This is a genomic window from Yaniella soli (genome assembly GCF_054782375.1).
This window is the reverse complement of record NZ_BAAGSP010000009.1, coordinates 36266-61811: the sequence shown is the minus strand read 5'-3', so window position 1 is coordinate 61811 and position 25546 is coordinate 36266. Positions and strand designations below refer to the sequence as shown.

16 protein-coding genes are annotated in these 25546 nt (G+C 56.2%); 8 read left to right on the top strand and 8 right to left on the bottom strand.

The window, feature by feature from the left end; genetic code table 11:
* Positions 1-75: 75 nt before the first annotated feature.
* Positions 76-1365, top strand: coding sequence for an RNA polymerase sigma factor (locus ACYVJT_RS06645; RefSeq protein ID WP_343957202.1), 1290 nt, complete (start codon positions 76-78; stop codon positions 1363-1365).
* Between the two features lie 180 nt (positions 1366-1545).
* Here ACYVJT_RS06645 and ACYVJT_RS06640 read toward each other — a convergent pair whose 3' ends face one another.
* Positions 1546-1767, bottom strand: coding sequence for a DUF7455 domain-containing protein (locus tag ACYVJT_RS06640; RefSeq protein ID WP_343957200.1), 222 nt, complete (start codon positions 1765-1767; stop codon positions 1546-1548).
* 428 nt (positions 1768-2195) lie between these two features.
* Between ACYVJT_RS06640 and ACYVJT_RS06635 the strand changes: the two genes are divergently transcribed.
* Complete coding sequence (locus tag ACYVJT_RS06635) at positions 2196-4301, top strand: DNA gyrase/topoisomerase IV subunit B (RefSeq protein ID WP_343957279.1); 2106 nt, start codon at positions 2196-2198, stop codon at positions 4299-4301.
* Here the strand turns inward: ACYVJT_RS06635 and ACYVJT_RS06630 are convergent.
* The 5 genes from ACYVJT_RS06630 to ACYVJT_RS06610 form a co-directional block, all read right to left on the bottom strand.
* Entirely contained in the window at positions 4298-5317 is a 1020-nt protein-coding gene (locus ACYVJT_RS06630) for an NAD-dependent epimerase/dehydratase family protein (RefSeq protein ID WP_343957198.1), read from the bottom strand. The genes ACYVJT_RS06635 and ACYVJT_RS06630 overlap by 4 nt on opposite strands.
* The gene (locus ACYVJT_RS06625; protein ID WP_343957196.1) at positions 5314-8109 is read right to left on the bottom strand and encodes an alpha/beta fold hydrolase; all 2796 of its coding nucleotides are present in this window, start codon (positions 8107-8109) and stop codon (positions 5314-5316) included. Before ACYVJT_RS06625 ends, ACYVJT_RS06630 begins: the two co-directional genes overlap by 4 nt.
* 11 nt (positions 8110-8120) lie before the next feature.
* The gene (locus ACYVJT_RS06620) at positions 8121-9143 is read right to left on the bottom strand and encodes a 3-oxoacyl-ACP synthase III (protein ID WP_343957194.1); all 1023 of its coding nucleotides are present in this window, start codon (positions 9141-9143) and stop codon (positions 8121-8123) included.
* A gap of 172 nt (positions 9144-9315) precedes the next feature.
* Complete coding sequence (locus ACYVJT_RS06615; protein WP_343957192.1) at positions 9316-10287, bottom strand: M56 family metallopeptidase; 972 nt, start codon at positions 10285-10287, stop codon at positions 9316-9318.
* A 21-nt stretch (positions 10288-10308) separates the two neighbouring features.
* Entirely contained in the window at positions 10309-10683 is a 375-nt protein-coding gene (locus ACYVJT_RS06610; RefSeq protein WP_343957190.1) for a BlaI/MecI/CopY family transcriptional regulator, read from the bottom strand.
* A 203-nt stretch (positions 10684-10886) separates the two neighbouring features.
* Between ACYVJT_RS06610 and ACYVJT_RS06605 the strand changes: the two genes are divergently transcribed.
* From ACYVJT_RS06605 to cydC, 3 genes are read left to right on the top strand one after another with little or no spacing between them, the layout of a single operon-like run.
* Complete coding sequence (locus tag ACYVJT_RS06605; protein ID WP_343957188.1) at positions 10887-12467, top strand: cytochrome ubiquinol oxidase subunit I; 1581 nt, start codon at positions 10887-10889, stop codon at positions 12465-12467.
* 41 nt (positions 12468-12508) lie between these two features.
* On the top strand, positions 12509-13528 hold the full coding sequence (gene cydB / locus ACYVJT_RS06600; protein WP_343957186.1) for a cytochrome d ubiquinol oxidase subunit II: 1020 nt from the start codon (positions 12509-12511) through the stop codon (positions 13526-13528).
* Entirely contained in the window at positions 13525-17136 is a 3612-nt protein-coding gene (cydC, locus tag ACYVJT_RS06595) for a thiol reductant ABC exporter subunit CydC (protein WP_343957184.1), read from the top strand. The genes cydB and cydC overlap by 4 nt, the downstream gene beginning before the upstream one ends.
* Here cydC and ACYVJT_RS06590 read toward each other — a convergent pair.
* On the bottom strand, positions 17133-19679 hold the full coding sequence (locus ACYVJT_RS06590; RefSeq protein ID WP_343957182.1) for a DNA gyrase/topoisomerase IV subunit A: 2547 nt from the start codon (positions 19677-19679) through the stop codon (positions 17133-17135). The two genes, cydC and ACYVJT_RS06590, sit on opposite strands and share 4 nt — an antisense overlap.
* Positions 19680-19734: 55 nt before the next feature.
* On the opposite strand from ACYVJT_RS06590, the gene ACYVJT_RS06585 reads away from it, so the two are divergent.
* From ACYVJT_RS06585 to ACYVJT_RS06575, 3 genes are read left to right on the top strand one after another with little or no spacing between them, the layout of a single operon-like run.
* Positions 19735-22488, top strand: coding sequence for a bifunctional acetate--CoA ligase family protein/GNAT family N-acetyltransferase (locus ACYVJT_RS06585; RefSeq protein WP_343957180.1), 2754 nt, complete (start codon positions 19735-19737; stop codon positions 22486-22488).
* A 25-nt stretch (positions 22489-22513) separates the two neighbouring features.
* Positions 22514-23101 carry a DUF5998 family protein gene (locus ACYVJT_RS06580; RefSeq protein WP_343957178.1) on the top strand — a complete coding sequence of 196 codons (588 nt, stop codon included), beginning with the start codon at positions 22514-22516 and terminating at the stop codon, positions 23099-23101.
* A complete protein-coding gene (locus tag ACYVJT_RS06575; protein ID WP_343957176.1) occupies positions 23098-24267 on the top strand; it encodes an alkaline phosphatase family protein in 1170 nt (389 codons plus the stop codon). The genes ACYVJT_RS06580 and ACYVJT_RS06575 overlap by 4 nt, the downstream gene beginning before the upstream one ends.
* A gap of 3 nt (positions 24268-24270) precedes the next feature.
* Here ACYVJT_RS06575 and sepH read toward each other — a convergent pair whose 3' ends face one another.
* Positions 24271-25518: a septation protein SepH gene (sepH, locus tag ACYVJT_RS06570; protein ID WP_343957174.1), complete on the bottom strand. Its 1248-nt coding sequence runs from the start codon at positions 25516-25518 to the stop codon at positions 24271-24273.
* Between the last annotated feature and the right edge of the window lie 28 nt (positions 25519-25546).

Sequence of the window (25546 nt, the reverse complement as noted above, 5' to 3'; positions counted from 1 at the left end):
ACTTGACAGGGTCATAGGTGTGTTGATCGTGTGTGAGCTTGTACTCATACGGCTGCCAATGAGGAAAGGACCTGAGTGACTACTACTCCGAAACAGGCGACTGCCCAGAGTGTCTCTACTGCCACAGATAAGGCCACAGCCCAAGGAATCGCAGCCGAGGCAGCTGCTACCGACGATGGTGAGAAGGCGACTATGACTTCTACTGATACTGCTAATGAAGATGAAGAACTTCTCGAGAGCGAAGACGTCGACGTAGAAGAAGAGGACGAGGAAGACGTCACGCCCGAAGGCGAAGAAAAAGAAGAGACCGTCGGCGAAGACGAAGTCGAAGCCGAAATCAAGGAGACCGCAGGTCCAGAACAGCCTGACGTTGAATCTACTGAAAAAGCCGGTGGCTTCGTTGTTTCTGAAACCGAAGAGGATGCACCGCAGCAGCGAGCGCTCAACGTCATCGGTGCGACCGCAGATCCTGTCAAGGACTACCTGAAACAAATCGGTAAGGTCGCACTGCTTAACGCCGAAGAAGAAGTCGACTTGGCTACTCGCATTGAAGCTGGGCTCTATGCCGAGCACAAAATGCAAGAAGAAGAGTTTTCGGACGCGCGACTACGCCGCGACATGCAACTGGTGATAGCCGATGGCCGTCGTGCCAAGAACCACCTGTTGGAAGCAAACCTACGTTTGGTTGTATCACTTGCGAAGCGTTACACCGGTCGTGGCATGCTCTTCTTGGATTTGATTCAGGAAGGCAACCTGGGGCTTATCCGTGCAGTTGAGAAGTTCGACTACACGAAGGGTTTCAAATTCTCCACATACGCTACATGGTGGATTCGTCAGGCGATCACGCGTGCCATGGCAGACCAGGCTCGCACCATTCGTATCCCTGTACACATGGTCGAAGTCATCAACAAGCTGGCACGTGTGCAGCGTCAGATGTTGCAGGACCTGGGTCGTGAACCCACTCCTGAAGAGCTAGGCACCGAACTTGATATGACCCCTGAAAAGGTCATTGAGGTACAGAAATATGGTCGCGAGCCCATTTCACTACATACCCCTCTTGGCGAAGATGGTGACTCAGAATTCGGCGATCTTATTGAAGATTCCGAAGCAGTTGTTCCAGCCGACGCGGTCGGCTTCACGCTGTTGCAAGAACAACTGCATTCCGTATTGGACACCCTGTCTGAACGCGAAGCCGGCGTAGTCGCCATGCGTTTTGGTCTGACCGACGGTCAGCCAAAAACGCTGGATGAGATTGGTAAAGTCTATGGCGTCACACGCGAGCGTATTCGGCAGATAGAATCCAAGACGATGTCTAAACTCCGTCACCCATCGCGGTCACAAGTACTGCGCGATTATCTCGAGTAAACCGATTATCACAGTCTCTTAAAAATGGAGCAGCTCAACTTGAGCTGCTCCATTTTTTTCACCCTGTTTGTAATGTGCATTAAAAACTGCCCGGTTCAATCCCCTTATCGGATCGAACCGGGCAATTTCTACATCAGCGGCATCGCATTCGACTAGCTATCGAGCCGCAACCTGTGAAACCTAGAGGCTCGCTGAGCGTTCTTCTTCTAGACGATTGGTCTCATCTTGCCAAACATCAACTTGCGGACGAAGGTTATCTTCAACCTGGCGCGCATGGTGGGCACAGAAGTACAGCTGGCCGCCCGACGGTAGTACTGCACGAACGTAAGCTTGGGCTCCGCAACGGTCGCAACGATCAGCGGCGTTGAGGGTAGGTTGCTCAAGGCTAGTTGCCGTGGACATTGGGCCTCCTAATTTGTGGTCCAAACTCTGTAGGTTGGTCCTTCCATCCTGACAGGTTATCTTTTTCCTGTGTAGAACAACGTACCAAACATAGGGATTATGCCCGAAAGGTGCGTGCGTTGCCACTAGCGAACAATGCATATTCTTAACGTTGGAATACACGGTCATGTATTCATAACCAGTCAGACTATATTGCCATTAGTTCACGCGCGCGCAAAGATCTGACCCGCCCATACGCGCCAGGCGAAAGAATGCTGCGCTGATATTTTGCTAATAGTCCAAGAACCGCTGAAATTCCCAGTGTTTAGGTTTTGGGCCATTATTCTTACTAGTATCGAATTGGTCGTCGGCGGCGTGTTTCCGCCGATGCAACGACGAACGAATATCGCATGTCGATGAGAGCATCCGCTGAAAGGGTCAAACACCACGTGGTCACACAAGCCGAATACAGTGCACGAAATCTATCAGTCCTTGAAGGACTCGAAGCCGTGCGCAAACGCCCAGGAATGTATATCGGGTCTACCGACTCTCGTGGGCTCATGCACTGCTTGTGGGAGATCATCGACAACTCGGTGGATGAGGCCTTGGCAGGATATGGCCAGTCCATCGACATCACCCTGTTCTCGGACGGTTCCGTCGAAGTCGCAGATAACGGGCGCGGCGTACCCATTGACATTGAACCACGGACAGGGCTTTCTGGTGTAGAAGTTGTGTTTACAAAACTGCACGCTGGCGGCAAATTTAGCTCTGACTCCTACGCAGCCGCAGGCGGGCTCCACGGAGTTGGCGCAGCTGTGGTTAACGCCCTCTCGGAACGTTTAGACGTCCAAGTGACCCGTGGTGGAAAAGTCCACCAGTTAAGTTTCAAACGCGGGAAGTCGGGACTTTTTCAAGACAAGGGAAAGCCACGCCCAGATGCTCCGTTCGCAACACTCGAGACAGGGGAAGAAGTCCCTGTTGTCGGTAAAGCAAAACGTGGCACCACTGGCACAACGATTCGCTACTGGGCCGATAGACAGGTCTTCACACCTGATGCCGCGTTCCTTTATCAAGAACTCGAACAACGCGCCCGTCAGACAGCATTTCTGATCCCGGGACTACGGATTACGATTCGCGATGAGCGCCGCTTAGCAGGTACGGCCGGTGAAGATGGACCGCACGAAGAGGTTTTTCAATTCGACGGTGGGCTTGCTGAATTCGTAGATCACGTATCGCAGCTTAACCCCGTCACAGATGTGTGGCGGTTACACGGTGAGGGCAACTTTACTGAACGTGTGCCGGTGCTCGATAGTTCTGGTCAAGCACAAATGCAGGATGTGCAACGTACTTGCGAGGTGGATGTCGCCCTGCGCTGGGATGTTGGCTATGACACCAAAGTGCAAAGCTTCGTGAATATCATCGCCACCCCAAAGGGTGGTTCACACAACACAGGATTCGAACAAGCACTCACCCGGGTCTTCCGAAAAACGATTGAAGCCAACGCCAGACGCCTCAAAGCAGGTAATGATCGCGTCGAAAAAGACGACATTCTGGCGGGGCTTACGGCAATTGTCACCGTGCGCCTGGCTGAGCCGCAGTTCGAAGGCCAAACCAAAGAGGTGCTTGGCACACCTGCAGCTCGACAGATTGTCTCGAAGGTTGTTGGTGACCAACTGACTGAGATCTTGCAGTCGCGCAAACGTGGGGTTAAACAACAGGTCGATGGTCTGTTAGAAAAAATCGTTGCCGAGATGAAATCGCGCATCATGGCGCGCACGACCAAGGAAAACCAGCGTCGCAAGACAGCTCTTGAAACATCTTCCATGCCGGCTAAGTTGGCAGACTGCCGGTCCACGGATGTCGAAAACTCCGAATTGTTTATTGTGGAGGGCGACTCCGCACTGGGAACAGCTAAATTGGCACGATCTTCTGACTATCAAGCCCTTTTGCCAATTCGAGGGAAGATTCTCAACGTACAAAAAGCCTCTGTGGGGGAGATGCTCAATAATGCGGAGGCCTCAGCACTGATTCAAGTGGTGGGTGGTGGCTCTGGTCGAAGCTTCGATCTCGAGTCGACTCGCTACGGCAAAATTATCCTGATGACCGATGCTGACGTGGACGGCGCACATATTCGGACACTTTTGCTGACACTGTTCTTCCGGTATATGCGTCCGATGGTTGAAGCGGGGCGCGTCTATGCAGCCGTGCCACCGCTACACCGGGTGGAAATCATCAACCCCGGCGCAAAGGCGAATGAGATCGTCTATACGTACTCTGAGCAGGAATTGCACGATGTGCTGGCACGGGTGGAATCCGAGCAGCGCCGTATCAAAGAGCCAATTCAACGCTACAAAGGGCTCGGCGAGATGGACGCGGACCAGTTAGCTGAAACTACGATGGATCCGAAACAACGCACCTTACGTCGAGTCAATATTGAAGAGTTCGAGAAAGCAGAAGAGATCTTCGAATTGTTGATGGGACGACACGTTGCCCCACGCCGCGACTTTATTATCTCCGGGGCCGAAGAACTCGACCGTGAGGAGATTGACGTCTAGTGACGGTAGTACTGCGTGGTGAGTTGGAACCCTTCGTCCAAGGAGATGCGGGGTTTCCACTGCAGTACGTGATGTGTGCGGCGTTGATCAAACCAGTGGGCCGTTGACATCTGTTCGGCTAAAAATCGCGTGATCGGTGGTTCGTCTCCGCGTTTTTCCGCGTCCCACACAGCTTCAATGATGCTGCCAGCTGCCTTGGCCACGCCCGAAGGGAGATCAAGGGTCGGCTCTTTGGCACCACCGGCAACAGCAATGCGACGGATCATCTCACCGATCGGGCGGGGTTGACCGTTGGTGAGCACCAACGCTTCACCGCGGGTGGTGTCGACGGCTTCGAGTGCTGCAATAATGCCTTCCACCGCATTGACCAGAAACAGCGTATCTACCAGTGCAGTGCCACCATCAAGCAGGGGGAGGCGGTTTTGACGGGCACGATCAATGATGCGCTCGGTCAACTGAGTATCGCCTGGGCCCCACATCAAATGCGGGCGCAGCACTAAGACGCGAAATGTTGGAGAGTCTGCTGCTAAAGCTAGTAACTCGCCGGCAGCCTTCGTTGCCGCATAGTGTCCGCGGGCAGCTTGTGGATCAGCGGCGCCAGCTCCGTCTCCGATAATTGAATCACCGCTGTGAGCCACGGAGGGCGATGAGATATGGACCCAACGGGATACGCCAGCGTTTTGGGCTGCGTGCAGCAGAGTTCGGGTCCCCTCGATGTTCACGTGTTCGTAGTCGGCCAGCGGGCCCGAGACGGAGACTTTGGCTGCGATGTGGATAACAGAGTCCACACCGTCAACGGCCTTGGCAACATCGTCAGCGTCGGTGACGGAGCCACGAATCTCACGAACCCCTGTCAGACCCGACGCAGACCGCTGTAGGACGGTGACATTGGCACCGGCTGCCACGAGTGCTTGTGCAACCCCAAAGCCCAAAACACCGGAGGCGCCGGTGACGAGCACGTTGTAGCCGGTGAAGTTCGCGGTGTGGTACTCAAACGTGTCGCGGGTAGTGGTCATTTTGTTCCGGTCACCTTTCCATCGGCCAACACGCGTTCAGCCCAGTCGGCTAGGAGTGGGCGGTTTATCTTTGAATTATGTCGAATATCAACCGGGACATCATCGGTGATTAGCACGGCAGCAATGTCAACATCGGTGGCTGCACGCACTGCATCGGTAAGGTCGGTCGGCGCGAGTCCAGGCTTGATTGACTGATCCGTTGGCTCGATGACGGCAACGATCGCCTGTGTGCCGACGGGCCCGACTCCCACGATGGCTACCCGGCTCACTTGGGATAGCCGCTGGATATCGTCTTCCGGCCCGCCTGGACCAAGCACCCCGGTTGGTGGGGTCACGATGTGATGGGTACGGCCTTCAATCCATAGCCGCCCGTCTTCGTCGAGATGGCCAATATCGCCGGTACGGTGCCACTGTAGGCCATCCACCGTGTCGACTCGTGTTTGGCGGTTGGTGTTGTACAGCTTGTCATAACCGGCCAGCATATGGGGTGTCGAAATGACGATCTCTGCTAGGTGGCCGACCGCTTCATCCCCTTCGAGGATGGTGTCGGATGGTCGACCGTAAAAATCCAACGGTGCCATTGCCACACGCACGACGTCCAGAGGCTTGCCGACACAAACGCCGCGGTCATTCCGGTCGCCTAAAGCCCGCTGAGTGTGGTGATCGATATCCGAGATGAGCAAGGATTCGGTCATGCCGTAAGGCGAGTGGAACTCAGCATTTGGTACCAGTTCCAGAACGTCGTCCATCAGGGGCACGGGTACTGGCGCGCCGGCTGATAACAACATCGAGATGCCTTCCAATGCAGTACGTTGTGTGTGATGTAGTTCGTGTGCGGTGGCCACGACATTGCGTAGCGCTGCGGGTGAAGCAAAGATCATGGTCGTCTCCCCGGCGATGGCGGCATCAGCCAGCGCAGTGGCGGTGAGCGTTGCCGGTTTGGTGACCGACATATTCGGTGTCACCGATGTAGCACCAATGGCGGGACCAAGGAGCGCAAACGGTGCAAAGCCAGCCAACAGGCTTGAACCAGGTTCGACGTTGAGTGTGTATTGCAGGCGCTGGGTAAGAGCGGACAATTTTTGGTGGGTATATCGGACCCCTTTTGCCGGCCCTGTAGAACCGGAGGTAAACAGGATTGCTGCATCGTCTGCCGGTGCTGGATCAGGATGCGTGGCCTCTTCCTGGTATGTTTGGCTAGCATATTTCGTGGCAAAACCGTACATGGAGCCACTCAGCCCCAGGGCTTTGCGCGCGACGGGACTCATTGTGCGAACGCTGAGACGCTTGCCCGGGAGGTTCGTTGCGCGAGCCAACGTGATACCGGGTGTTTCGCCAATGATCCATCGCGGTGCTGCAGATTTGATTGCTCGAGTCATACCTGCCACGCCCAGTCCCGCATCGGTGACGACGGCTACTCCGCCGACGCGTAGGACAGCATAGAGCGCCGCGGTGAGGTCTCGGCCTGGTTCAACTAGCATCGACACGCGGTCGCCGGGGCGCATCCCCGCAGCACGGAGCCCAATGGTCATCGCATTGACGATTGAAGAGAGCTTGGACCAAGACACTTCAAAAGGCTTGCCGTGTGCATCCGTGGCGGTCATGTCGACCATGGCCTTCTTCGATGAGTCAGTCCAGCGGTCGAGGAACTCCCAGAGTGGGGCGTATTGCCCCACGGCTACTGAACCGCGAGAAGCGTTCACATCGGGTGCAGGTCGGGTATCACCGTCGAGCTGTTGGCGGACCCAGCCAAGGATGGGCTCGGCGATATTGCGATCTTCAGCTAGGAGATGGCCGGCAGTATCATAACGGTGTATTTGCACGTTGTTGAGACGTTCCAACAGGTCATGTTGATACCGGTCCAGAAACACTGGATCCTTGGCGCCCCATAAGAGCAGCGCAGGTTTCTCTGTCGCGGCTACGCCGTCAGCGACCCGTCGTAACGCCTTACGAGAGCGGTGTGTTGTGCTGGCGGGAATGTCCGCGACGAAACCACCAATGCCTGCGCGGCGGGTATGATCCGCGTACGGTGCTTTATACGCGTTTTTCACTGCGGTAGAGAGTGCGGGATTGCCAAGCGCAAGTGTGGTGTCTAAGAACGCGGGTGTAACGACAGTGGAGCCAGCTAGCAGCGGACCTGCCAGAGCGGCTTGCAATGGTGTTGGAATGGGGTGGGACTCGTCGTGCCAGACGGCAGTATTCAGCGTGATCATGCCGGCTGGGTCGAGGCCGGAACCCGCCTCACGAATCGTATGATGCGTTGCCCAGCCAAGCGTTACAACGCCGCCCCAATCGTGTCCGAGCGTAAACAACGGCACTTGCGGCTCCGGATCAAGCAGCGCTGCAAGGACGGCATCAAGGTCGAATATGCGCTGGTCCAGCGTTCGATACGTTGTATCTTGACCTTTAGCAGAGGGCAGCTCAGTGTGGCCAAGTCGTTGGGAGAAACCCATATCCAATTGGTCTGGTGCGATCACTCGAATGATGGGTGCACGTCCAGCACCGGAACCGAGATCAAGAGTTTCCTTGGCGGCATCGATACCGGCTTGAGCGACTCCCCGCCAAAGATACGACCAGGTTGGATTTCCATGGACGGCGACGATGATGGCGTCGACATCGTCAGCTGAGAAGCCCAATTCCTCAAGCGCAGGACCGTTGTCCAGCACGTGGAACTGTCGAGTTCCATCAATGGTGACCGCATCGACGAGTCGTGACCACCGAGGATCCCACCCCGGCAGTTTCACAGGATCAACAACTGAGTGAGGGTATTGTGCCGGTTGAGGAGAGATCATGGGGGAGGAGTTCACCACTCTATTTCTAGCATTGCGACGTTCAAACCGGAGCCGACTCCCATCGTGAGCACCCGGTCACCGACTGTGAGTGAATCCAACTCACGCGCGAGCGTGATGGGGAGGGCAGCTGGGCCGATATTGCCCAGCTCAGGGAACGTTGTGGGTATCTTTTTGCGGTCGATGCCGGCAGATTTAATGATGGCATCGGTGTGCATTTGGGAGACCTGGTGGGTGATGTAGCGATCCATGCTGCGCCAGTTCCAGTCGGCTGGGGTATCGTTCCAAGTGTCCATGACCAATTCCAGCCCATTTTCTAATAACCCAGCAGAATCGGTGTACATACCGTTGTGGCCACCCTGGCACAACTGGTGATGTTGCGTTCCTGCACGGGTGACGCCTCGCAGAATGCGGTGGCCTTCAGGATGCTTATCTGCTCGTCCAAGGACGGCTGCTGCAGCACCCGACCCCAGCGTCAAGGAAGCAAACTGCTGCATGAAATTGTCGCGGGTGGTTTTATCCGACAACAGGTTGCGTAGGGTGGATTCTTGAACTTGTTTCGCATCTTCACCAGCCACGACGACGGCGTAGTCGATCTGGCCTGCATCAATGAGCGTTGAGGCAAGATCCATGCCGTTGACAAACCCGAGGCACGCATTGGTGATATCGAAATTGGTAGCCGATGGGGCCAGACCCATCGAGTCATGGATCTGTACAGAAACGGCAGGCTCTAGTTCGGTTCGGGTGACCGAGGTGTTGATGAGTAGCCCCACAGCATCCGGGGCAATACCGGCTTCGGCCAGGGCTTTTACGCCGGCCTGGGCCGCGCCAGCTACGTAATCTTGCGGGTCTTCCCACATACGTCGTGCACGAACGCCAGCGACACGTTGCAGGAGACGATTGGGGAGACGCAGACGTTTGAGTACGGATGCGAGTCGATCGTCGATCATGTCAGAGGTGACTTCCACCGGAGCGGTCACTTCTACCACAGAAAGTAATGCCGCGTTGTGGTGAATTGAAACCGCATTAGAACTCACGTTGGACTGTCCATTTCTGTTTATTCGCGTTCACAATTGGTAGCTATGCTCCAATTACTTGACTTGTCATAACGACCCAGCCTAGCGCGGTTTTTGCAGTCACGCGATTCGAGGTACAGATCGTATCCTCCCAGCATAGTTTCGCCCTGAGTGGACTCTTGCTCTGGCGGGCTCACACCAGACTGATGAACGCAGGCCCGATCACGAGGAGACCAGACAGGATTATAACCAGGCTAACTCTACATGAACCCAGCGGTCTTCTTGGTCCAATGAGTCGTCTTAAACGCCGTGACGCGACCTGTGCGGGGTGTTGGTGATGGGGCGCCATCTGCTGACCGGTATCTTGTGCTTGTTGTTCTAAGGTATGGGCCAACGCAGAGGTAAGATCACGGGTTTGATGCTGTGTCAGGGCGACGTCGTCGGCCATGATTTCGGTCAACTCGGTGACTTCGTCAACGGCGACGCTGGTGGCAGGAAACCATGGCACTGCTTTGTGCCAGGCTTGGAACACCAGCCGCAAAAGGTCGTGGCGTTGAGTGAGGTGGGCGGATTCATGTGTCAACACCGCAGACAGTTGCTCTGCGGACAACTGGTTCAATAAACCCCGCGACACGACGGTGATGGATTGTTGGGCCGCGGGAAGACAATACGCCAACGGGTGCTCAACCGGTAGTACACGAGTGTTGTTGGCCGTCTGTGAAGTCTGATCTAATCCGTGGTCATGTTCTTGGAGGGAAGCAGAGAGCAGTTCCACGAATTCTCGGTGTTTTTTCCGCTGGCGAAAGGTCGTAAAAGCCGTGTGGAGCAGCACGAGGGTCAGGTGACCAAAAAGTATGCCACTCAGGGTGACAGCGGCCAACCCAAGTGGTTCCCAGCGGGGGTCGTTGAAGACCCCTGCTATCCCATCGCTGAGAAGAACCTGCAGCAATTTGCTGCCTGCGGTCAGAATGCCACTTCCAAAGGGCTGCAATCCCCAGGTCAGCGGAGCGCTCACCAGTGCGAGACCGCCACTCAGGCCAATTGCTTGCCACAGGACTAACGTGGCCCCGGGCGCGCGTGATGGCCACTTCGCGCGTTGTAGCCACATCGGCACAGGCCACGCGAGTAACACGGCAAGCAGTGCAAGCAGATACGGGGTCAGCATATGCCTCCGTGCATGGCAGCCCTAAATGTCGCGAGACTGTAGGAGACGTTGCACTTGCTGTGCATCAGTGGCGTCAATGCCGCCGATGAAACGCGCTAAGACGGCGTGCTTATCGACGGCCGATCCGAGGACATCATTGAGCAGTTGCACAGTGTGTTCTTCGCGGCTGGTCGTTGCAGTGAACTCATGCGGGCGTCGGGACGAGTCCTTGGTGACAAACCCTTTTTTGTTGAGGCGTCCAAGCACCGTGAGCACGGTGGTGATGGCCGGTTCACTGTCCTGGCGGGCAGCCAACGTATCACGCACTTCGTTTGCGGTCAGCGCTTGTGCTGAATCCCAGAGGAGTTCCATGATCGCCTGTTCGAGTTCGCCCAATGCGGCCCCTTCTTCGTTCAAGAGTCTTCGCGTGGTGTGAGTGGCTGACGCGATACTCAGCAAGTCGGTATCTGTTGAATAGTTATTCTAGCGCGAGCCAGTCTGAATTTTTACATTGCGTAGAAGTGTGGGTAAGATGAGTTCTACGTCGTGTAGAAGTATGTGTGTCGCGACGATGAATGTCGAGCATCGGCGTTGAACGCGCTGGTGAGGAGGGACCCTTCATGGATCCTCTTGAGGTTGCCCGGTGGCAGTTTGGGATTACCACTGTCTATCATTTTCTCATGGTGCCACTCACCATTGGTTTGGGGATTGTCCTGGCGACAATGCAGACCGCCTGGCATCGAACCGGTAAAGAACAGTACCTGCGAATGACGAAATTCTGGGGCAAGATCTTCATGATTAACTTCATCATGGGTGTTGCCACAGGCTTGGTTCAAGAGTTCCAGTTCGGTATGGCCTGGAGCGAGTACTCTCGGTTCGTCGGCGATGTCTTTGGTGCCCCGTTGGCCATGGAAGCCCTCATTGCGTTCTTCCTTGAATCCGTATTTATCGGTGTTTGGGTCTTCGGTTGGGGACGCGTGCGCCCACGGGTACACTTAACTGTACTGTGGCTGGCAGTGATCGGATCAGTCGTCTCTGCGTACTTTATCCTCGCTGCCAATTCGTTCATGCAACATCCGGTCGGTGTGGAATTTGTCGATGGTCGCGCACAGATGGTCGATTTTTGGGCGGTCATGACCAACCCCACGCTGCTCGTGCACTTTCCGCACACCATCTTCGGTGCTCTGGCCGTCGCGGGGTCGATGCTGCTTGGTATTGCGTGGTATCACCTGTGGAAGCGACGCAAAGAAGGCATCGATACCGTAGACGACAACGGTTACGTCGTCGTTGGCTCTAACGGGTCGAAAGGTCGCGACGAAATCGACTACAAAGGATGGCGGTCCTCCTTCCGATGGGGCGGCTGGGTGGCCATCGTCGCGTTTCTCGGAACAGCATTTACTGGTCACGCCCAGGCACAAATGATGATTGAACAGCAACCCCTCAAAATGGCCGCAGCCGAAGCTGCGTGTCACGACGGCACCGGCTTTTCTGTCTTGTCGGTGGCCGGCCGCGATGGTGAAGGTGCCACAACCTGCGACGATGTCGTGGGGGTTTTCGAAATTCCAGGTCTGCTCTCCTTCTTGGCGCATAACGACTTTTCCACTCCGGTGGAAGGCGTCAATAGCTTGATACCGGAATATGAAGAGCAATTTGGGACGCATTTGCCAGACGATCCACGCTATGGCGAACGCGCCGGTTCCGAAATCGAATATCTGCCCATTATGGAAGTTACCTACTGGGGCTTTCGAGCCATGATCACCTTTGGCGGTATTGCTGCCTTGGCGGCTGGCATCGGTCTGTGGATTGGACGCAAGGGGACGGTGCCACATGATAAGACACTGATGAACATGGCCTGGCTATCGATACTCGCGCCGTTTGCCGCAAACTCAGCGGGTTGGGTGTTCACGGAGATGGGCCGACAGCCCTTCACCGTCGCCCCGAACCTTGACCTCGCCGGAGTCGACCAGGTCTGGCAATTTACCGCCGCCGCGGTCTCCCCGGGCGTCTCCGGCGAAGAAATCATCTTCTCGTTGGTTGCCCTGACGCTGATCTATGCCTTGCTATTGGTGGTCGAAATCGTGCTGCTGGTCCGCTACATCAGAGGTGGTCACCCCGCCGGAATGCCGGAGCTGTTGGCAGATGAAGACGATGACGACGACCACGACAAACCATCCTCAGACGTGTTGTCCTTCGCGTACTAATGCGGTGGAGAGCAACAGGAACAGAAAGGTAAAACGCCATCATGGAGTTTCTTCCAACGTTGTGGTTCATCCTCATTGCTGTGCTGTGGATCGGCTACCTCGTCCTCGACGGTTTCGACCTCGGTGTCGGCATGCTGATGACCGGGTGGGCAAAAAACGAATCCCAACGCCGCGTACTACTCAATTCCATCGGGCCCGTCTGGGATGGCAATGAAGTCTGGCTGGTCACCGCAGCCGGAGCAACCTTCGCGGCATTTCCACACTGGTACGCTTCGATGTTTGCCGGGCTCTACATCCCGCTGACACTGGCATTAGTGGCGCTTATCCTGCGTGCAGTGTCCATCGAATACCGTGGCAAGGCCCAGAGCCAAATGACACGCAACCTCTGGACCTGGGCGATGGCCGGCGGGTCCTTCGTGGCAGCATTTGCTATCGGTGCGATGCTTGCCTTGACGACCACGGGGCTCCCGCTGGACGAATTTGGCGACCGGGTCGGCGGACCGTTCGCGTGGCTCAACGGCTGGGCCATCCTGGGTGGACTGGCCGTTGTCGGCATCTCCTTGGCCCAGGGATGGGCGTTTTTGTCGCTGAAAACCCTGGGCGCACCACGCGAGGCGGGCAATAGGCAACTTCGACGGTATTTGCCCATCTATCTACTGCCTGCGGCACTATGGGCGGTGCTGGTTGTACTTCGCTATCCGAAAGTCATGTCGTGGGCAATGTTGGCGGTCGCGGTCCTTGGACTGGTTTTGGCTTGGGCGTGCTCCGCACGTCGGATGGAAGGCCTGACATTTACCGGCATGGTGATATTTATCGTCTTCGGAGTCGGGGCCATCTTCGTCTCGTTGTACCCAAACGTCCTGCCCTCCACCCTCGATGAAGCTTATAACCTGACGGTGACGAGCTCGTCGTCGTCGGAGTACACGCTGAGTATCATGGCCGTGGTGACCGCGATCTTCTTGCCGTTGGTGCTGGCCTACAGCGCATGGAGTTATTGGATGTTCCGTCAGCGCCTAGGGGAACACCATATTCCTGAATCCGCTGTGGTGACGCCAGTTTGATCCCTGAACTCCCCACATCGACAGTCGGCCGTCGAGCCTTGGTCGGGCTCGGTTTTCTCGCCGTGGCTAAACTCGTCGGTTGGATACTCATCGCGACGTCATTGGCCAGAGGCATCGCTCATTTATCTGCTGCACTGCCGGCTTCTGACGCAGCACAATTGTTGCAGTTGCTATTCAACTCACCGCGAACGGCACCGGGGCTCATTGAATCGCTCGTGGAGTATGCCACCAGTACCGAGTTTATAATCACCTTGGCGTTGGGCTTTGGTGGTGCGATACTGCGTGGTGCAGCCCAATGGGGCCAGCAGGTCTTCGCGACGCGGGCAGCGCTGGGGGAGAAAGAACATCTGCGAGAACAACTTGTTCGACACCGGCTTGCTGCTGCTGGCGCGCATGCAGAACGAGCCGGCCAAGACACCGTGCTGGCCTCCAACGGTCTGGATGGTCTCGACGACTACTACACCGACTTTTTACCCTCGTTGGTCTCTGCAATCGTCATCCCACTGGGGTTGGGCGTCTGGATTTTGTTCCACGATTGGGTCAGTGCGGCTGTACTGGTGCTGACCATCCCGCTGATCCCAATGTTTATGATCTTGATTGGCCGCTTCACAGAACACCGGGTCGATGAAGCGGCCAGTGGGCTCAACAAATTATCGCACCACCTGTTGGAGTTGGCCCGCGGCCTGCCCGTCCTTATTGGACTACGCCGTGCCGGGGTGCAACGCAAAGCCTTACAAGAGGTTTCCGACGACTATCAAAAAACGACCATGAACACACTCAAAGCAGCATTCATGTCCGGTCTCGCGCTCGAACTCATTTCCACATTGTCGGTGGCCATTATTGCCGTGTTTATCGGCGTTCGCCTCGTCAACGGTTCCATGGAGCTCTACGCCGGCATTATGGTCTTGACCCTAGCGGCTGAAGTGTATTTGCCCTTCCGCGATATCGGCTCGGCATTCCACGCTTCAGAAGATGGGATTGCCGCACTGAAACGTGCCAAAGCACAGATCAATCAGCCCGTACCCCAAACCATGGCCACCGGTTTGGACACTGATGACGCTACGGATGATGTGGTGGCCTTCAACAACGTCACGATCAGCTACAAGGCACTGCACGAGATTCCTGAGGAAAAATACACAGGCCCTGAATATCTGACTCCCGAGCAGTTCGCGCAAGCTCAGAAGGCTGCGGCACAGACGGAAGGGGAAACTGACGAAGACTATCTGCCCCAGTACGAGGTGGAAGTGTTGGAACCAGTCCTCGAAGATTTTTCACTGACCATGTACCCCGGACAGTTCACCGTGCTTGGTAGCTCGTCAGGTTCCGGCAAATCGACACTGTTGGCTGCGACGGCCGGGCTGCTGGCCGACGGTGAAGCCGTCTTTACTGGCAGCGTGTCAGGTCTTAGATCACGTCGTATCGCCTATTTGAGTCAGCATCCTACATTCGTAGCGCAGACAGTGGCTGACGAACTGGAGCTGGTGATCCGCAGTACGGTCGACGAGCCTGCCGCCGTCGAACTCGCTGGCGAGATTGCCAAGCTGACACAATCGGCACTGGAACACGCAGGCTTGCCGAACATGCAAGACCGTCACATTGATGAATTATCCCCGGGGGAGCGGCGCCGTCTTGGTTTTGCCAGGGTGCTGGCGCGGTTGTTGTCGGCCAGTGTCACCGAGGGTACAGCTGGTGCATGGCTCGTGGTTCTGGATGAGCCCACGGCGCATCTGGATGCCGCGTCCGCATCGTTAATTCGTAGCGTGTTGAAAGACCTTGCCCACGGGTATTTGCCAAATGGCCGGCATCTTGAGGTGATGTTGCTGGTGGCATCACACGATCGTCTCATCCACCGCGACGCCGATCATCTGATTGGCAACACCGTCGCGACAACACAAGCCGCGACGGTTCCAGCCGATGATGCACAGGCTCCGGCGAAGCCTGCGTCGGACGCGATGCACGCTGCACCAGAGCCACCCGTCGCAAAAGTTCGCTTGCGTGATTGGATTCGGTTCCTGCCGTTGAAGGAACCAAAATTCCTCGGGGGTATTGCGTGGGCCGTGGCAGCCCTTCTGGCAGCGGCGTTGTTGTCTGCCATATCCGGGTGGCTCATTGTCCAAGCATCCTATGAACCACCCATCTTGTATTTGCTCGCCGTGATTGTCGGGGTGCGTTTCTTTGGTATTGGCCGTGCAGTATTTCGGTATGCCGAACGTCTTGCCGTTCATGACGCCGTATTGTCCTGGGCAAACCGTATTCGCTTACGGGTCTGGGATGCGCTGGGTTCCCAAGCGACTCAATGGAATAAGCTGACACGCTCCGGTGGTGCACTGTCTGTGCTCATCTCGGATGTGGACCAGTTACGTGATGCGGTACCGAGGGTGATCGTGCCGATACCGGCTGCTGTGATCACCTGGGCTGCGGCCACAGGCATTGTTGCGTTTATGGCGCCTGGTGCCTGGTGGCCAGCAGCGCTCGCAGGGGTCGCGGCGTTCGTGGTGGTGCCATTGGTAGTACGTATTGTCGATGCGAACACCACGACGGCTTTGGCCGATCACCGCACCGGTCTTGTGCGTTCCACATCGCGATTGTTTAGCTCGGCTGCGGATATTGCCGGCAATGGTATGGGCAACCGTGTTGCCAACGATTTTGTGGCAACCGATCTACGCAATACCGCGCCGCTGAAGCGCAATGCACTGGCCGCAGGACTCGGCGAGGGGCTCACCTCGTTAATTGCTGGCTGGGCAGCCGTCCAGACGATGTGGGTCAGCATCACCAACGGCATCTCAGCGCCCAATACCGCCCTGGTGGTCATGCTCATGCTGGCCATGGCAGAACCGTTCGGGCTGTTTAGCCAGGCGGCGCAGGAATCTCGTACGCTCACGCACCAACTGGGGAAACTGCTGCCGCTGTTGAACGAACGCGCTGAGCATACGGCACAGTGGGTCACAGTCGAACAAGGTGACAGTGAAGGCGTGGAAGCGGTTGAGCTCGATGATGTCACCGTATCCTACGGTCAATACGGGCCAGCGGTGCTCAATGGACTCTCCATGGAGGCAACCACGGGTGACTTCGTGGTGGTCACCGGCCCGTCAGGAGCTGGTAAATCCACCCTGCTGGCCCTACTGCTTGGTTTCTTGGAGCCCGCATCCGGCACCTACCGCGTCACTGCCCATGAGCAGGATCAACATACCGCCCTGCAACACGTTGCCTGGTGTCCACAAGAGGCCTACCTGTTCGACTCCACGCTGCGCTCCAATCTTGCGCTTGCCCGCGATCCAGCACACCGACCAACCGATACCGAGCTGATCAACGTCCTTGACACAGTCGGACTCGCGGCATGGCTTGCGCAAACACCACAGGGACTGGACACCCGGTTGGGACCATCGGGACACTTTATCTCCGGTGGCCAGCGTCAGCGTGTCGCAGTCGCCAGAGCGTTACTGGCAGATGCTCACGTGGTGCTGCTCGACGAACCAACAGCACACCTGGGCGCGGATGAGGCAGCCGAGCTGATCGCCGATCTCAAACAGGCACTCGCCGACAAGATCACCGTGATGGTCACACACGACCAGCGATTCGCCACGGCAGGCAAACCCATCCTGCTCTAATCGGTTTCAGATTCCTGGGTGGTGTCTTCGGAATCCTCGAGCACTGGCGAGCCACCGTGGCCGATCACACCGATCGCCGAATCCAGCATGACGCCAGACCCATCACGATCTGCATATTCTTGGGGCAGAGCACGCGACACGCCGCCCGTCGTGGACGCCAGCGGTTGTGCACCCGCCCACGCAAGGGACAACCCCAGTTCTCCTCGGAGCAGTCGGTGCGCTCGCATCCCCTGGGTATTGCGACCCTTGGCAGCAAATGCTTCGAGTTTGGTGACTTTTGCGGTCGGTGCAGAATCCAGCATGTCCTGATCGGTCTCGGTGATCGTCACCACGACTGCATCGTCAAGCTGTTGTACCGGTGTCACCGTGAACGACAGCACCTGGTCGCCCTCAACGAGTTTCATCCCCGCAATGCCACCGCCGGATCGACCCTGTGGACGCACCAGGGCTGCGGCGAATCGAAGAAGTTGACCAGAGTTGGTAATAAACACCAGCTGATCATTGTCGTTGGCCGCTACCTCGGCGCCCACGACTTTGTCATCGTTTTTGAGCGTGATGGCATCGAAATCATCTTGATTCAACGGCCAATCATCAGACCGGACGCGTTTGACCACACCGTTGCGCGTACCAAGTGCCAACACCTGATTGAGCGGCACTATCGCGACGAGCTTTTCGCCCCGTTCCAAGGTTACAAATTCGGTCGCCTGCACCCCATCGGTCAGCGTAGGAGTAGCCGTGGCCTCGGTTAACGCCGGGATATCGACGGCGTTGATCCTGATCAAGCGACCCGCATCGGTGAGGGCGCCTACCTCACCGCGGGCGCTGGTAGCCACAACTGAGGTGTACACGTCGTGACGCCGTCGTCTACCCGCTGCGCTGAGTGGGGTCCGGTCTTTTGTCCGGAGCAGCTTGCCTGACGCTGACAGGATGACCCAGCATGGCTCATCTGGCACCAAGAGTGCAGATGCGGCGGCCGCGCGTTCAGCCTTCGACGATGAAGCAGTCACCGCCGGGGCGAGTTCCTCAGATTTCACCAACTTGGTACGCCGTGCATCCCCGTATTGTTCAGCAACGTCGGCGAGCTCATTGGAGACTGTTTCGCGCAGTTTGGCATCCGAACTCAGGATTGCTTCGAGTGCTTCAATTGCGGCAATCAGATCATCGCGTTCTGTTTCTAAGTCCAACCGAGAAAACTTGGTCAGCTGACGTAACCGGAGTTCGAGAATATGGTTGGCCTGCACTTCGGTCAGGTCAAAGACCAACATCAATCGTTCACGCGCGGCCGCGGTATCGTCTGAGGTGCGAATGATCTCAATGACCTCATCGATATCGACGAGCGCCAACAACAGACCTTCAACCAGGTGTAAACGGTCTTTGCGCTTGCCAAGACGATGGGCCGTTCTGCGCCGGACCACTGTCAAGCGATGGTCGACATACACCGCGAGGAGATCCTTCAACCCAAGTGTTTGGGGTTGACCCTCGACCAGGGCTACGTTATTAATACCGAAGTTTTCTTCCAGGGGTGTGTGCCGATATAACTGTGCCAGCACAGCCTGTGGATTGAAGCCGGATTTCAACTCGATGACAAGTTTCAGCCCGTGGTTTCTGTCGGTGAGGTCCATGACGTCGGCGATGCCAGTGATCTTTTTGGTGTTCACTCCGGTTTTGAGCCGGTCGATGACACGTTCCGGCCCGACGCCGTAGGGCAGTTCAGTCACGACCAAGCCGGTTCGGCGAGCCGAGACCTGTTCCACATCCACCGTGGCGCGCATAGTGAACCGACCTCGGCCGGTTTCATAGGCTTCCTTGATGCCATCAAGCCCCACGATTCGCGCCCCCGACGGCAAATCTGGCCCCGGCACAAACTTCATGAGGGCTTTGGTATCAGCCTCCGGATTCTCAATCAAATGCCGGGCAGCTGCAATGACTTCACGCAGATTATGCGGGGCCATATTGGTGGCCATCCCCACCGCAATGCCGGCTGCGCCGTTGACCAACAGGTTTGGGAACGCCGCCGGCAGCACCGTGGGTTGCTGCATCTGGTTGTCGTAGTTCGGTTCGAAATCAACCGTATCTTCGTTCAGGTTCGCCGTCATCGCCAGCGCAGCCTGAGACATCTTGGCTTCGGTATATCTGGACGCGGCGGGCCCATCATCAACGGAACCGAAGTTTCCATGACCGTCAACTAACGGTAGGCGCAGGTTAAAGTCTTGGGCCAGACGCACCATCGCATCATAGATAGCAGAATCGCCATGCGGGTGGAGCTTGCCCATGACTTCACCCACGACGCGAGCAGATTTGACGTGCCCCTTATCAGGCGTGAGGCCCATTTGGTCCATCATGTACAAGATTCGCCGCTGCACGGGCTTGAGCCCGTCGCGTGCATCGGGGAGTGCACGCGTATAGATCACCGAGTAGGCATACTCCAAAAAGGAATGCTCCATTTCGGAGGCGACATCAATGTCGACAATGTTCTGATCTTCAATGGGTACTATGGCAGTACCGGCATTGGCAGAAGACCTTTGTTTTGAACGTTTTGACATCTGACCTTTCCCGTCACGTGGTTCCAATAACCTGATTGTGGATTAAGATAATTATATGGCTGAACAGAAAACCAAACGCCCATATCCGGCCCACTGGGAAGCCGATGTGCTTTTGCGCGATGGCGCCACTGCGCGACTCCGTCCAATTTCGGCGGACGATGCCCAAGCGTTGCAGAGGATGCACGAAAGCCAATCCCAAGATTCTATCTACTTCCGTTACTTTACTTATAAGTCCCAGCTTTCGGCTAAAGAGCTGGAGCGTTTCACGGTCGTTGATTACGTCGACCGAGTAGCATTCGTTATTTTATTGGGCGATGAGCTCATGGGGATTGGGCGTTACGACAGGCTTGGCGACAGCACAGAAGCAGAAGTCGCGTTCAACATTGCTGATGCTCACCAAGGGCGTGGTCTGGGCTCAATTTTCATGGAACACCTAGCCGTTGCAGCCAGAGAAAATGGGATTCGGACCTTTACCGCTGAGGTGTTGCCCGAAAACCGCAAGATGTTGACCGTGTTCCAGGCTGCCGGATTTGAAACATCGCGCTCATTTGAAGACGGCGTGATCCTCGTAGAATTCCCGATCGATCCGACAGCCAGGGTTCGCGCCGTGATGGAATCACGCGAGCACCGCGCCGAAGCTCAGTCCGTTGCAGAACTCCTGCGCCCAGAGTCCATCGCTGTCATCGGAGCCTCGAGGCAATGGGGCTCAATCGGCTTCGCACTGATCGAAAATATTATTGAGGGCGGGTATACCGGCCCGGTCTATGGCATTAATAACGATGCGCTGGAAATCGCCGGAATGATTTCTCGTGCGTCCCTTGCAGACGTACCGCAACATGTTGAACTCGCGGTGATTGCCGTGCCCTACGAGCAGATCCCCGCGGTGGTACAAGACTGCGCTGAGCACGGTGTCAAAGGTTTACTGATCGTAACCGATGGCTTTGACGGCGAAGAAGGGCTGGTTGATCAACGACGTGTCGTTCAAGTTGCTCGTCGCCATGGCATGCGGGTGATCGGTCCAGCCTCAGCAGGCATCATGAACACCGACCCCGATATCCGTCTCAATGCTTCGGTCTCGCCGATCATGCCGTATGAGGGATCGATCGGCTTATTTTCGCAATCAGCTCCGATTGGAGCCATGTTGTTTACCGCCGCATACCAGCGCGGCATTGGTGTCTCATCGATGATCAATGCGGGCAACCGGGCTGATGTCTCCGGTAATGATGCGATGCAGTATCTCGAGGATGACGCCAACACCAGTGCCGTGGGTGTCTACTTGGAGTCCTTTGGTAACCCAAGGAAATTCTCCCGGATCGTGCGTCGGCTGGCTCGGAAAAAACCGGTGGTGGTCTCTCGCTCGCACGGTATGGGGCGTCGCATCCCGCCGGGGCACTCGACCCGCACCACAGAAGCTCCGCGGGGTACAGTGCCTTCTATGCTTCGCCAAGCCGGCGCCATTGAAACCGAGAGCTACACCGAGCTTATGGACATTTTGCAAGTCCTGGCGTGCCAGCCGGTCCCAGTCGGCCCGCGACTCACCGTGATCGGTAATGCTCCGGCGATCACTCGTCTCACTGTTGAGAATGCCCGCAGCGCAGGCTTAGAAGTGGTCAAGACCCAAGCCGTCCAAACACTTGAAACCAACCAGTCCGTGGAGGATATGGCAGCGTCTGTCACCGAGGCGATCGCAGCTTCGATGAACTCGGGTCACACCGATGCGATCATCGTGCTCATCCAGCCGGGCATGTACCAATCTGAAGGAGACGCGACGGTCTTAGCGCGAGCGATTAGCGATGTGACGCGTGACAGCGGCGTGACCGTGATGGCATCATTCACCGCGGTCTTGGAACAGGAATTCAAACCGACAGCGATTATTGGCGACGGACAGCTGCGCGCCCCTCTTCCTGACGAAAACGCAGATACCGAGCACGTCGCACCAAAACAGTATGGTGTCCCCATTTTCTCCTCTGCGGAACGAGCCGTGGGAGTCTTATCCGAGCTTGTCCAATATCGTGCCTGGCGCGATGCCGAACAAGGCATCGCGATCGAATACGACGATATCGACCGGTACAAAGCCGAGGAATTGGTCACCGAGTGGACCGAAGATGCATCCGGCACCGAGCTTGTGAAACTTACTCGTGCCCAAACAGATGAGTTGCTGGAATGCTACGGGATCGGGGTACTGCCGTCGCGGCGATTCCAAAGTACAGAACAAGCACTGGATTATGCACACGAGTTTGGCTACCCCGTCGCCCTCAAGGCAGACAATTCCATTCTGCGACACCGCCTGGATCTTGGCGGGGTCCGTCTGAATATCGAAACCCCAGAAGCACTGCGTGCCAATATTGAGTCGATGCGTGAAGTGCTGGCCCCATATGGTTCCCCATCGATCGAAATTCAAGCGATGGCACCGGCGGGACAGGGTTGTATCGTCGCGGCCGTGGAAGACCCGCTCGTTGGTCCGGTGCTGTCCTTCGGTATTTCGGGGGATGCGGTAGAGTTGCTCGACGATTGGGTGCATGTGGTGCCACCGCTATCTGACCAGGATTTGGAACGTCTCATCCGGACCCCGCAAGCATCAGCTAAACTATTTGGTTACGGTGACATTCCAGCGGTAGATACCGAGGGCATAAAAGACCTTCTGGCACGTGTGTCACAGCTCAAAGACGACCTGCCACAGGTTGCACGGTTGCGTTTCAACCCTCTCCTCGCCGCGTCGAGTGCCACCACCGTACTCAAAGCTGAAATTTATATTGCAAATGCTGCCGTGCGAACGGATTCAGCACGTCGCGCGTTACTGACTCACTAGTGAAAAAGGACGAGAACCCATTAAGATGTCACAGCCCGTACTGCCAACCGAGTTGGCCCTCGATATTGAACGTGCAGGGTTCTACCCACAGCTTGTTGCCGACGTCATGGTTCAACAGTTAGGTGATCGTGAGATCCTATCGCACTATGTGCACGTCGAAACGCACTTTGGATATGACGATCTGCATCGTCATATCACCGTATTGGTACTAGCTTCCGGCAACGTCCTTGCCGCATTGCATTTAAACGACCTCCAAGATGAGGTCCCAGGCGGACCGCCACGAGCTTCGGTAGCCACCGAGATCGTGCCACTGTCAAAAATCGGCTCCTGCGTCGTGACGACCGGATATGATAACCCCCAACATTACGAACCAGGCGAAGCTCCGTCGGAAGTCACCCTCGTGTTGAGCTGGGCCGGTGGTGCGCGCATGGAGTTTGTCCCCAACCTCTGTGATGACCCAGACTGCGACGCCGATCATGGTTATATGGGCACCCGCATCACAGAAGATTTAGTACTACGCATTGCTGGCAAGGCTGACGGACAGCAAGCAGTCAACAAAGCCCTCGCCTTTAGCCGAACCTTGCGTGATGCGATACTCGAGAATGCCACATGACAATGGCCGTTCCTCCCGGATACAACCAACAACGCAACCTGACGCATGTTCTGCCATCAATGGCCGCAAGTCTGGGCGCAAACATCCCCAATACATTGGATCTCCCACGGGCTAACGCTGCTATTTTGCTGCTTGTCGACGGTCTGGGACTGGAGCAACTAGAACAGTATGCAGCACATGCGCCGTGTATGCGTAGCGTGATGCAGAAACAATCTGCGGCACAAACCGAAATGTCGTCGGTGTTTCCATCAACGACCGCTGCTGGCTTGTCATCTCTGGGTACGGGATTAGCACCGGGTGAACACGGTTTAGTCGGCTACGATGTCTACGATCCGGATCGAGACGTGGTGATAAACCAACTAGGTGGTTGGGATGAACGGACCGACCCGGATCTTTGGCAACCGAATCTCACGGTTTTTGAAGCGCTCAATGCACAGCGCGAGTCCGGACAACACCAGATTGCGCCGGTGGCCGTATCGCTATCGGCTTTTGAAACATCAGCGTTGACCAGAGCATCGCTGCAGGGGCCCCGGTTTGTTGGCGAGAACCACCTCGCGAAGCGCTTCAACCGGGCCGCTGCTGAAGCACAACAACCAGGTGCTTTGGTCTATTTGTATGTGAATGAGCTTGATAAAGCAGGGCATCAGTATGGTCCGGGGTCGAGTCAGTGGTTGGAAGTATTAGAGGAAATTGACTCCAACATGAAACGCATGACACGAAAATTACCTGCTGGCACGCTGGCTGCTCTGACCGCAGATCACGGCATGGTGCACATTGAAGAAGACCATCGCATTGATTATTCCCAGGATGCAGAGTTGATAGCCAACGTGGCGCATACAGCGGGTGAACCGCGCATGGTTCAACTACATTTTGAACTTGAGGCATCAGAGTCGGAGAGGGCCAAGACCCACGAAGAGTGGACGAAACGATTTGGTGACCGGGCTTGGATTGTCACACGAAACGAAGCCATTGCTGCAGGGTGGTTTGGTTCAGTTGATGACCGTGTCCGACCACGCATCGGCGACCTTATTGTCGCAAGCCATGCGCCTATCGCGCTGTATGATGCGCGTCGGGCGGCCCCTCAGAGTTTCGCTATGGTTGGACATCATGGCGCACCAACGCCCAGCGAGGTCCGGGTACCATGGCTACTGTTTCGCCAGCCTTAAGCCCTAGGTATCTTTTCGAGTCCCGAAGATAATTTCGTCCCAGCTTGGCACCGTGGGACGTCGACGAGACTTGCCAGATGGCTCAGTAGTCTTGAGTGCTTCTGCGGTGTCCTCGTCTCCCATATCGTCGAAAACATCAGTCTGGCCTTCTAGCTGCTGGTCTGTCGACTCGTCATCCTGTTCAGAGTCATCAGCTTCGAAGTGGCCCGCAACGACTTCTTGGCCATTCCAGCGTGCAGGGTCGTCAGCATCCTCATCAGACCACGCGATTTCGATTTCGGTGGTCCAATCCGACATCTCTTGGTCATCGGTAGCCACATCGTCTTCGTCGTGAGATACCACGAGTTTTGGACGCTGTAGTGTAGCCGGTTCCTCGTCCCGGGTGATCATGGCGGCCAACTCGTCATCCGACTCTTCATCTACGCCTAGGCGTTGTCCACGCCGAGCCTGTAATACATCCAACAGCTCTTCGTGCGACTCATGATCGGCGTGCTGTTGGGAATCGCTCGCTGAGCTGTCAGACTCGACGTTATACGGCGCGTCAGTCACCGTGCTGAGACGGTTGCGAGGTGTCGTGGCTGCTACTGGAGAGTCGGCAGGGCCGAATTCACTGAGCACTTGCGCCCAACGGTTGGCGTTCTCTAGATGCTGCGATTGCAGTTTGTATGTCCATAACGCCGGGGGAGGATCGCCAATGGAAGAATCTCCGAGCCCCTGGATGGAGAAGTTCGCAGAAATAGTCCAGAGTGCCGAGTCAGTTTCACGCCAAGCATCCCATTCGACTGTTTCAGGATCAAGGCCCATGGCTTCTAGCCGGTGGGCTACCATTTCTCCTAAAAGTGCAGGGTCATCGCCAAACACTGATTCATAAGCATGATTACCTAATTGGGGTGCTGCGACCTCTAATTCTTGCGCCTGCCGTGCAATCCAATCACGTTCGGCCACAATAGGGGTTGCATAGACTTCTAATCTCTCGCGATTCACGTCGTGGTGAACGGCTAACTCATCGATCGTGGCACCGGCACGCAACATTGCTTGAATTTCACGTGGCGAGAGTTCTTCGGCGGCTTCATCCGCTGCTGCAGCCGAAGGTCGACCGATTGGGCGCGTCGCGGCGTTTCGTAGCGCGTCGGTAATTGGTAGATAGAATTCTTCACCGTCGCTGGTGGACAAGACGAGCTCGTCGCCGTTGTCGGCTACTCCTACTAACCGAAGCCGACGAGCGGATTCGTGCGTGATAGATGAACCCATGCAAGGCCTCCGAACATATACTGCTTCT